The sequence below is a fragment of the Winogradskyella sp. genome, assembly GCF_013042245.1.
Classification (GTDB): domain Bacteria; phylum Bacteroidota; class Bacteroidia; order Flavobacteriales; family Flavobacteriaceae; genus Winogradskyella.
Genome location: NZ_JABDQL010000036.1, coordinates 1 through 9,972, shown reverse-complemented (window position 1 = coordinate 9,972; position 9,972 = coordinate 1). Strand labels below are relative to the sequence as shown.

General features: G+C 32.4%; 12 protein-coding genes. 7 read left to right on the top strand and 5 right to left on the bottom strand.

What is annotated here, in order from left to right; genetic code table 11:
- Positions 1–187: 187 nt before the first annotated feature.
- Positions 188–1,327 carry a cystathionine gamma-synthase gene (locus HKP48_RS03460; protein WP_296342854.1) on the bottom strand — a complete coding sequence of 380 codons (1,140 nt, stop codon included), beginning with the start codon at positions 1,325–1,327 and terminating at the stop codon, positions 188–190.
- 116 nt (positions 1,328–1,443) lie between these two features.
- On the opposite strand from HKP48_RS03460, the gene HKP48_RS03455 reads away from it, so the two are divergent.
- A complete protein-coding gene (locus HKP48_RS03455; RefSeq protein ID WP_296342852.1) occupies positions 1,444–2,157 on the top strand; it encodes a DUF3298 and DUF4163 domain-containing protein in 714 nt (237 codons plus the stop codon).
- Here HKP48_RS03455 and HKP48_RS03450 read toward each other — a convergent pair.
- Both HKP48_RS03450 and HKP48_RS03445 read right to left on the bottom strand, forming a co-directional pair.
- Positions 2,146–3,405, bottom strand: coding sequence for a sodium:proton antiporter (locus HKP48_RS03450; protein ID WP_296342850.1), 1,260 nt, complete (start codon positions 3,403–3,405; stop codon positions 2,146–2,148). The genes HKP48_RS03455 and HKP48_RS03450 overlap by 12 nt on opposite strands.
- A gap of 4 nt (positions 3,406–3,409) precedes the next feature.
- Complete coding sequence (locus HKP48_RS03445) at positions 3,410–3,865, bottom strand: DinB family protein (RefSeq protein ID WP_296342849.1); 456 nt, start codon at positions 3,863–3,865, stop codon at positions 3,410–3,412.
- A gap of 83 nt (positions 3,866–3,948) precedes the next feature.
- Between HKP48_RS03445 and HKP48_RS03440 the strand changes: the two genes are divergently transcribed.
- Genes HKP48_RS03440 through HKP48_RS03430 form a run of 3 tightly spaced genes read left to right on the top strand, consistent with a single transcriptional unit; the run spans position 3,949 to position 6,323 of the window.
- Positions 3,949–4,305 carry an ArsC/Spx/MgsR family protein gene (locus HKP48_RS03440; protein ID WP_296342847.1) on the top strand — a complete coding sequence of 119 codons (357 nt, stop codon included), beginning with the start codon at positions 3,949–3,951 and terminating at the stop codon, positions 4,303–4,305.
- Positions 4,295–5,188, top strand: coding sequence for a DMT family transporter (locus HKP48_RS03435; protein WP_296342845.1), 894 nt, complete (start codon positions 4,295–4,297; stop codon positions 5,186–5,188). The genes HKP48_RS03440 and HKP48_RS03435 overlap by 11 nt, the downstream gene beginning before the upstream one ends.
- Position 5,189: 1 nt before the next feature.
- A complete protein-coding gene (locus tag HKP48_RS03430) occupies positions 5,190–6,323 on the top strand; it encodes a hypothetical protein (protein WP_296342843.1) in 1,134 nt (377 codons plus the stop codon).
- Here the strand turns inward: HKP48_RS03430 and HKP48_RS03425 are convergent.
- Positions 6,316–6,795: a thioesterase family protein gene (locus HKP48_RS03425; RefSeq protein WP_296342842.1), complete on the bottom strand. Its 480-nt coding sequence runs from the start codon at positions 6,793–6,795 to the stop codon at positions 6,316–6,318. The genes HKP48_RS03430 and HKP48_RS03425 overlap by 8 nt on opposite strands.
- 86 nt (positions 6,796–6,881) lie before the next feature.
- Here HKP48_RS03425 and HKP48_RS03420 point away from each other — a divergent pair, with 86 nt between their 5' ends.
- Genes HKP48_RS03420 through nadD form a run of 3 tightly spaced genes read left to right on the top strand, consistent with a single transcriptional unit; the run spans position 6,882 to position 8,896 of the window.
- A complete protein-coding gene (locus tag HKP48_RS03420; RefSeq protein WP_296342856.1) occupies positions 6,882–7,739 on the top strand; it encodes a YicC/YloC family endoribonuclease in 858 nt (285 codons plus the stop codon).
- 1 nt (position 7,740) lies between these two features.
- Positions 7,741–8,313 carry a guanylate kinase gene (gene gmk, locus HKP48_RS03415; RefSeq protein ID WP_296342840.1) on the top strand — a complete coding sequence of 191 codons (573 nt, stop codon included), beginning with the start codon at positions 7,741–7,743 and terminating at the stop codon, positions 8,311–8,313.
- Between the two features lies 1 nt (position 8,314).
- Complete coding sequence (nadD, locus tag HKP48_RS03410) at positions 8,315–8,896, top strand: nicotinate (nicotinamide) nucleotide adenylyltransferase (protein WP_296342838.1); 582 nt, start codon at positions 8,315–8,317, stop codon at positions 8,894–8,896.
- A gap of 117 nt (positions 8,897–9,013) precedes the next feature.
- On the opposite strand, the gene HKP48_RS03405 is transcribed toward nadD, so the two are convergent.
- Entirely contained in the window at positions 9,014–9,373 is a 360-nt protein-coding gene (locus HKP48_RS03405) for a YraN family protein (RefSeq protein ID WP_296342835.1), read from the bottom strand.
- Between the last annotated feature and the right edge of the window lie 599 nt (positions 9,374–9,972).

Genomic DNA, 9,972 nt, shown 5'->3' with positions numbered 1-9,972 from the left:
GATATAGTAAAACTGTAACATTATGACTTTTATGGATATATTTACTATTCTGTGACATCGAGTCACAAAATAGTAATAATTAACGAGGCAAGCCTCGAGGTATTAAACCTGAAAGCGAATAAATTTAATGACGTACTTGTTTGGCTAAATTTTAGTTACATCTACTACTTAGATTAAAAATAGTAGTTTAACCTATAGCTTGCTTTAAATCTTCAATTAAATCTTCCTCATCTTCAATACCTACACTTAGACGAATTAGCGCATCAACAACGCCAATCTTATCACGTTCTTCTTTGGGAATACTCGCATGTGTCATGCTAGCAGGATGACCTGCTAAAGATTCTACGCCACCAAGGGACTCTGCTAATGTAAAAACCTTTAGATTTTGTACTATATTAATAGCTTCATTATAGTCATTCCCTTCGGTTATGAATGAGACCATTCCACCGAAATCTTTCATTTGCGATTTTGCAATCTTATGATTTGGGTGGTTTTTAAAACCTGGCCAATAGACGTTTTCAATTTTTGGATGCTTTAACAAATACTCCGCAACGGCTTTACCATTTTCACAATGACGTTGCATACGCACATGAAGTGTTTTGATACCTCGTAATGCCAAAAAGCTATCCTGAGGCGCACAAATGGCGCCGCTTGCATTTTGAATAAAATACAAACTGTCTGCTAACGCTTTATCCTTTACAACCAATGCTCCCATGACCAAATCACTGTGACCACCAATATATTTAGTCACAGAATGCATAACTATATCTGCACCCAAGTCTAAAGGCTGCTGTAAATATGGTGTAGCAAAAGTATTATCAACAGCTAATAGCACATTGTGCCTTTTTGCGATTTTAGCAGTAGTTTTAACATCGATAATATTCAACAATGGGTTTGTTGGCGTTTCTACCCAAATAAGCTTTGTGTTCTTGTTGATGTGTTCTTCAATTTTAGAAGCATTTTCCATACCGATGAATTTAAACCTAATTCCGAATTTTTGATATATTTTAGTGAAGAGCCGATAGCTACCACCATATAAATCATTGGTAGAAATGACCTCATCTCCAGGTTGTAATAATTTTAATACTGCGTCTATTGCTGCCATTCCAGAGCCAAAAGCTATACCGTATTCTCCATTTTCTATACTTGCAAAAGAATTCTCCAATGCATGACGTGTTGGATTTTTTGAACGTGAATATTCATAACCTTTATGTTCACCTGGGGTAAATTGCGCATAAGTAGTTGTTTGATAAATTGGCGGTATTACAGCATTATAAGCTGGGTCTAATTTTTGACCTCCATGAATAGTTTTGGTATTGAATTTCATATTTGAATGAATTATTAGATTCTCGCTTTCAGGAATACAACAAATTTAAAGGTTAATTCGTTGGATTAAAATGTATCATATACCTTTATCTTATGTTTAACAAAAGCAATTTGAGTTTGAAAAAAATAAGTCTACCTATAATCATTTTGATTTTTATTAGCTCGTGTGAAGAGGAAACTAAACCCTTAGAATTTGAAATAGTTTCTATTGAAAATACTTACGAAGCTGATATCGAAGTGACTTTTGATAAGGCAAAAGTAAATTCTGAAATTGCTAAAAATATTAATTCTCATATAGATTCGGCTATTTTGAAAAATGTACCTTTTTCAAGAGAGGAAGAAGCTACTAGCATTGAGGAAGCGTTAAAAGACTTTGATGAGCAATACAAATCGTTCAAAAATAATTTTGGAGAAAGTGCGCAAACCTGGTCGTTAGCTATTGAAACAGAGATACTTTATAAAACAGAAAATATAGTTACTATGGGCTTGAGTGTATATTCAGATACTGGCGGTGCTCATGGAAATGATTCGATTCAGTTTTTAAATTTTAATCCTGAAAATGGAGCACTTTTAACACAAAACGATATTATTTCAGATATGAAAGGATTTAAAAAGTTAGCAGAATCTTTTTTCTTAGACCACATGAAAAATGAAGGTTTAGACATTAAAGAATTTTTCTTCGGAAAACCCTTTCAGCTTCCTGAAAATATTGGATTTAATGAAGAAGGCATAATCCTGTTGTACAACAACTACGAGATAGCCTCTTATGCTCAAGGTTATACTGAGTTTGTAATCTCGATTGAGAAAGCTAAAGAATTCTTAAGCTTCTGATTTAGAATAGCGTTTTGTAATCCCTTTTATTACAGGACCAACAGTAAGACCTTGCCCAACAATAGAAACGATGACAACAACATATGTAATCACGAGGAATAATTCTCTATTCATATCTGCAGTTAAACTCAATGCCAAAGCAATAGAAATTCCACCACGTAATCCGCCCCAAGTCATTATTAATGTAGTTTTTGGTACAAATTCCAATTTTTTTGCAAAAAGTTTTACTGGAAAAAACAATGAAATATAACGGCACGCTAAAATAATTGGTATTGCGATAAGTCCTGCATAAATGTAATTAAGATCTAATGTTAAAACCAACATTTCCATACCTATCATTACAAACAAAATAGTGTTAAGAAGCACATCTATGAGTTCCCAAAATTTATCTACATAAGCTTCTGTAACTTCAGACATTGAAGTTTCTCTAATCGTATCGTTACCAACAATTAAACCTGCCGTAACCATAGCCAAAGGCGCAGATAAATGAAATTGATGTGCCAATAAAGTGCCGCCCATTACTGCAGCTAACGTAAGGATTACCTCAACTTCATAATTATCTATCGATTTCATGAGGCGATAGGTAATCCAACCTAAAATACCGCCTAATAAAATGCCGCCTCCAACTTCTTGAATAAATAATGTGGCAATCTCAGAAAGCTCAATAGCTGCATTTGGCTTTTTTGCAATGGCATAAATAGTTAAGAAAACCACGACACCAACACCATCATTAAATAACGATTCGCCAACAATTTTTATTTCTAATTTTTTGGGTGCTCCTACCTTTTTTAGAATACCTAAAACAGCAATTGGGTCAGTTGGCGAAATTAATGCGCCAAATAATAAGCAATGGATAAAGGATACATTAAAACCCAATGCTGTTAACAAAGGAAACATAATTACCCCAACTAACACAGTTGATGTTATTATACCTATGGTTGCAAAAACTAGAATAGGCCAGCGTTGTACTTTAAGCTGGTCAAAATTGGTATGTAATGCACCTGCAAAGAGTAAAAAACTTAGCATAACGTCTAATAATAAATCTTCAAAATTAATATTAGAAATAAATGCCTTTTCGGTTTGAAGTAGCGTATCATCAAACTGTCCGATAACAACTATAGCTAAGGTAAACACTATAGTAATGAGCATTAGACCAATAGTAATTGGAAGCTTTAAAAAGCGAACATTGATATATCCAAAAAGTGCAGATATAACGATGAGAATTGATGCAATTTGAAAATAATCCATAATCTTAAAGTGCTTTTTTTAATGCTAAAATATACCCGTAGTGTATACCTTCATGAAAATTATTAAAGGCCAAAGCTTCATTGACATTGGTCAACGTACTTCCTGTTGAAACAGTGTATTCTTCGTAAGTTTTAAACTTTCCAGCGTTGTAATCTTTTTCCGTTTGGTCTAATGTTGTAAACAAAACACTTCTTATGAAATCTACTTCATCCTCGTTTAAATTTGCTTCAGTTTTCGTTCCTTTTTTAAAACGACCAATAAACTCTTGGGGTAAATTCATCTGTAAATTAGATAATCTATAAATAAGTATTTGCTGAGTTACAATGCAATGTGCAATATTCCAAATGATATTATTTTTAAATCCTTTGGGAACTTTGTTAAGTTGCTCTAAGCTGTAGTTATCCAAAAAGTCTTCCAGTAGAATTCTATTTTTTCTTGTGATATCAATATCGTAGTGCATCGTCTTATATTTTTACTAAAAGTACTGTATTTTACTTTTAAATGAATTTTCTTTGCAATTGCAAATTACGTGATTATCAAAAGATGAAAAAAATATATTATCTCAGCAGTTGTGACACGTGTAAACGTATTATAAACGATTTAGAATTACCTTCAGATGTTGTTCTTCAGGATATTAAAACTAAGTCTATAACTTCAGCTCAAATTGAAGAAATGAGAATGCTTACTAATAGCTACGAAAGTTTATTTAGTAAACGTGCAAGGCTTTATAAAGAACGTAATCTAAAAGAAAAATCACTTTCTGAATACGATTATAAAAATCTTATACTAGAACACTATACCTTTCTAAAAAGACCAGTGCTTATTTACAATAATTCCATTTTTATTGGTAACTCTAAAAAGACTGTAGAATTAGCTAAAGAAACCATCCATGAGCAGTAGAATTAAGGCTATAATTGCCTTGTTTATTGTTCAATTACTCTATGGTATTAATTACACGTTTGCCAAAACCGTAATGAACGAAAACTATATAAAACCTCTCGGTTTTGTACTCCTTCGTATTATCTGTGCAACTGCTTTATTTTGGTTGATGAGCCTCTTCTTACCAAAAGAAAAAATCGAAAAAAAAGATTTTAAAACCATTTTTTTTGCTGCTGTTTTTGGTGTGTTTATTAATATGATTTTCTTCTTAAAAGGACTGGAATATACAACCCCAATCCATGCTTCAACAATAATGACCATTGTACCTATAGTTATTTTAGTCTTATCCGTTTTTATTTTAAAGGAACGCATTACACAACTCAAAACATTAGGTATTGTTATTGGATTTATTGGTGCTCTAGTTTTAACGCTTTACGGACAATCAGCTCGTGTGGCCGATAATATTCCACTCGGAAATCTAATGATTTTTCTCAATGCAGTTTCTTATAGTATCTATGTGATTTTAGTAAAAAAACTCACAAATAAATACCACCCGTTTACATTTATTAAGTGGTTATTTTTATTTGGATTAATCTTCGTAACACCATTTGGCTATAGCGAATTATCATCTGTAGAATGGCAAAGCTTTACGCCATACATAAGTTTTTCAGTAGCTTTTGTTGTTATAGGAGCGACATTTTTAACCTATCTATTAAATCCTTGGGCTATTAGTAAACTCAAGGCTTCGACTGTTGGTATTTTTATTTATTTGCAACCCGTAATTGCAGGTCTTTTCGCTATTTTGTCTGGTGCCGACTTTATTGATACCATAAAAATTTCGGCAATGCTTCTTATATTTTTAGGCGTATATTTCGTTACTAAAAAACCAAAAGTTACATCTTAATTTGTTTTTAAAAACTAAAATATTTGATGCCGTAGATAAAATTCCACAAACCTATTGGGATAGTCTCGATTGTTGTATAAATATTTACTATTCTCCAGAATTTTTAAAAGCATTTGAAAAAGCAAATAAAGACATCAGTTTCAATTATGTTTTTGTAACTCGAAATGGCGAAGCAATAGCCTTTGCCAACACCCAATTAGTAACCATTGGCTTGGAAACCATAACCAAAAACATTAAAATGAATGGTTGGTTAAAGCGAAACATTAATCGTTTGTTTTGCAACAACTATATTAGAATTCTTTTTTGTGGCAACATATTTTTAAGTGGTGAATATGGCACATTTCTTAAACAAGATGAAGATAAAATTGAAGCTTTTGTATCATTAGTCGAAGGCATAAAACACCTATCTAAATCTTTAAAGAAACTGTCAGGCCTTTTTGTGAAAGATTTTAAAAACGAATCACTTTACATTACAAAACACCTTGATAATTATGGCTACACACCAATGCTAGTAGAGCCCAATATGATTATTTCACTTAAAGAAGAATGGAGAAGTTTTGAAGATTATAAATCTGCCTTAAAATCTAAATACCGTGTAAAAGTAAATAAAGCAGATTCTAAGAGTGCTGTTTTGGCAGCAAAGGAACTTAATGTAGAAGCTATTGAAACCTATAAATCACAACTGCAATCCCTTTATCAAAACACTATTGAAAATGCGGATTTTAATGCACAAGTATTAAATTTAAACACCTATACGTTTCTAAAAGAAAGTTTCGAAGACGAATTCACAGTTATTGGATATTTTCTAAATGAAACCTTAGTTGGCTTTTTGTCTGCCATGAAAAATGGCGAAAATTTAGATGCTCATTTTATTGGTATAGATTACTCGAAAAACAAAGAGTTTGCTATATATCCACGTATACTCAATGACTACGTGAGACTTGGGCTTAAAGCAAAATCCAAACAGATTAATTTGGGCCGTACAGCGTCGGAAATTAAAAGTACACTTGGCGCAGAACCTGAAACACTAACTTGTTACTTTAAGCATAAAAAAGCCTTACCTAACAGAATGATAAGACCTTTTGTGAAAAATGTGTCTATTAAAACTTTTAAGCAGCACAAGCCCTTTAAATAACTATATTTTTTGGCTTCACACCATGCTTGCGCGTATCTTCCTTTGTAAGTGTTTTAAAACTTTTAGACTTTGGGAATTTTTCAGCCAGCTTCATTAATTCCTTAGGCAAGGCGCAAAGCTTTCTTGTCTTAAGGTCTATCCAACCACCTTGCATTTCACAATGCGCTAAATTTTCGCCTTTATGATTATAAAAATTATGTTCAAACATAAAAAACATACCATCTTCACTTAAGCCAGAAACCTCAATAGTTACTGTAACTGGAGTCCCTATAAAAGACTCTTTAAAGTAATACATATGCTCATAGAATACCACGGGGCCGATACCATGCTTCAAAATTTCTTTCATTGAGAATCCTTGCCCTGAAAAGAAAGACATCCTTGCATGACTCATAAAATTAGTATAAGCCGAATTTGCTAAATGGCCATTTGCATCGATATCACTCCAGCGTATTTCAAATTGTTTTTTGTACATAATTCCTTTCATTTTATTGAAGCTGCAAAGATAAAATAAAACCGTTCTATTTTGTACCTTTGATTAACTTTAAAGTTGCGTATTATATGATACAATCTATGACGGGTTACGGTAAATCTGTACTTCAGTTGCCAACCAAAAAAATAACAATAGAACTAAAATCGCTTAACAGTAAAAACCTTGATTTAAATGTGCGTATGCCATCGATGTACCGTGCAAAAGAGCTTGGTATACGTAAGCAAATCGCCAATCACTTGGTAAGAGGTAAAGTGGATTTTTCATTATATGTAGAGATTACTGGAGAAGACACGAGTTCTAAAATCAACAAAACCGTTGTAAAAGAATACATTAAGCAGCTAAAAGATGTAGTAGATGGCGATGAAACTGAGCTTCTAAAAATGGCAATTCGTTTACCTGATGCGGTAACAACGGAGCACGATGAAATTGATGAAGACGAATGGAAAAGTATCCAAAATGAAATTGACACAGCTTTAGATAATATTAAAGCTTACCGAAAAGATGAGGGTAAAACTTTAAAGCAAGATTTCGAGAATAGAATTGCTACGCTAAGAGACTTACTGAATCAGGTAATAAAAATGGATCCAGAGCGTATCGATGGTGTCCGATCTAGACTAGAAAAAGGTGTTGCGGATATTAAAGAAAAAGTAGATGAAAATCGATTTGAACAAGAATTGGTATACTATATAGAAAAATTTGACATTACTGAGGAGAAAGTCCGTCTAGACAACCATTTAGATTATTTTATGACTTCTTTAAATTCTGATGATTCTAATGGTAAGAAATTGGCTTTTATCTCTCAAGAAATTGGTCGAGAAATTAATACTATTGGTTCAAAATCAAATTATGCACCTATGCAAAAATTGGTCGTTCAGATGAAAGACGAGCTAGAAAAAATTAAGGAACAAATGCTAAATGCGCTCTAAGATGAAAGAAGGTAAACTTATCGTTTTTTCGGCACCGTCTGGCTCAGGAAAAACAACAATAGTCCGTCATTTATTAAAGCAACCTGAGCTTAATCTAGAGTTTTCTATTTCGGCTACATCGCGTGAGAAGCGCGGAAAAGAAGTACACGGAAAAGATTACTATTACTTATCTCTGAAAGAGTTTAAGGATAAGATAAAGAGTGATGCTTTTTTAGAATGGGAAGAAGTCTACCGCGATAATTTTTACGGGACTTTAAAAGAAGAAGTTGAACGTATTTGGGCAGAAGGAAAACATGTTATTTTTGATATTGATGTTTCAGGAGGTTTGCGTATAAAACGAAAATTTCCAGAGCAAACCTTAGCGATTTTTGTTAAGCCACCAGACTTAAATGAGTTAGTGAGGCGTCTTAAAGATCGCGGCGAAGAAAGTGAAGACAAAATAAATATGCGTGTTTCTAAAGCACCAGCAGAATTAGCTACAGCACCATTGTTTGATAAAATTGTAGTAAATAAAGATTTAGATGACGCTTTAGAAAAAGCTTATAAATTAGTTTCAGATTTTTTAAAAGATTAAGATGAAAATCGGACTCTACTTCGGAACGTTCAATCCAATACATGTTGGTCATCTAACTATTGCTAACCATTTAGCTGAGCATAGTGATTTGGACCAAGTTTGGTTTGTGGTTACACCATTAAGTCCATTTAAGAAAAAAAGCAGCTTATTAGATAATCGCCAGCGTTTTGAAATGGTTTTTAGAGCTACAAAAGATTACGATAAGTTAAGCCCAAGCGACATAGAATTTGGACTTAAGGAACCAAATTACACTATTGATACACTTACCTATCTACAAGAAAAACACCCTAGTTATGAGTTTTGTTTAATCATGGGAGAGGACAATTTGAAAAATTTTCACAAGTGGAAAAACTACGAACTTATTCTAGAAAATCATCATATTTACGTCTATCCAAGAATTTCAAATGGTAAAATAGAAACACGTTTTGATGGTCACCCTAAAATTCATCATGTTGCTGCACCAATTATGGAATTATCTTCAACATTTATTAGAAAATCTATTAAAGCTGGAAAAAATATTCGACCAATGTTACCAGAGCATGTTTGGGAATATGTGGATGAGATGAATTTTTACAAACAGTAAAATAGAATTTTATCGTTTGTTATCCTGAACTCGATTCAGGGTCTTTATTAAATTTATAAAACTGTGATAAGATGCTGAAACAAGTTCAGCATGACAAGAATTCTATGAGAATTCTTGTCAAAAATGATAAAACGCATTCTCTAAATGCTCAATCTTAAAATAGCGATTTTCTTTTACAATCGCTATAATATCAAAACGCACCTCAACATCTAAATTATTGACGGTAACATATTCATCAACAGCTTTGACTAGATTCTTTATTTGTTTAGGTTTTACAAAATCTTGAGGGTTTCCAAAATCTATGGTAGAGCGAGTTTTTACCTCAACCACGGCCAAAATATCTTTTTTTTGAGCAATAATATCGACCTCAGCTTTTTCAAATCGGTAATTACGTTCAACAATATCATAGTTATTTTCAATGAGAAAATCTACTGCCAATTGTTCACCTTTTTTTCCGAGTTGGTTATGTTGCGCCATGACACTAAAATAGAAAAATAGTATTACTTTTAAATGTAAAATAAAAATACCTCGATACATCTATGTACTATTTAACTTTCCATTTAGGTTCGGACAGAAAAGCTCTTTGCTCTTGATTTTCTTTTTTCATGGGCTAGTTTTTTCTTTTTTACTATTACCTATAGGGATTTTTAACAACACTAAAGCAAGTAAATGGCTCAGTTTATTGATGTTTTTATATACCATATATATTACACCATACATCTTAGGTTATGCAAATTGGTATTCTCAAACATTAACAGCAGAGATTTTATTTTTTATACCGTTTATTCAGATTTTATTAATTGACCAAGTAGCATATTTTTATGCTAAAAGTCAATTAAATATAAGTTTTAAATTGTCTCAAAAAGAATACATTCATTTTATTCCAGCCATATTATATTTGATATAGCTTAATAGTTTTAGGCTATATCCTAATATATGACTGAATTAGTACTTGTTCTCCATAATTCCCAAGCGGATTGCCCTGTAATGGCATATAATGCAAACTCCTTTAGGCGTTGATTATTATTCTTAATCCGCTCAAGTATCATAAACCAATTCATATAGTTTTGCAAATA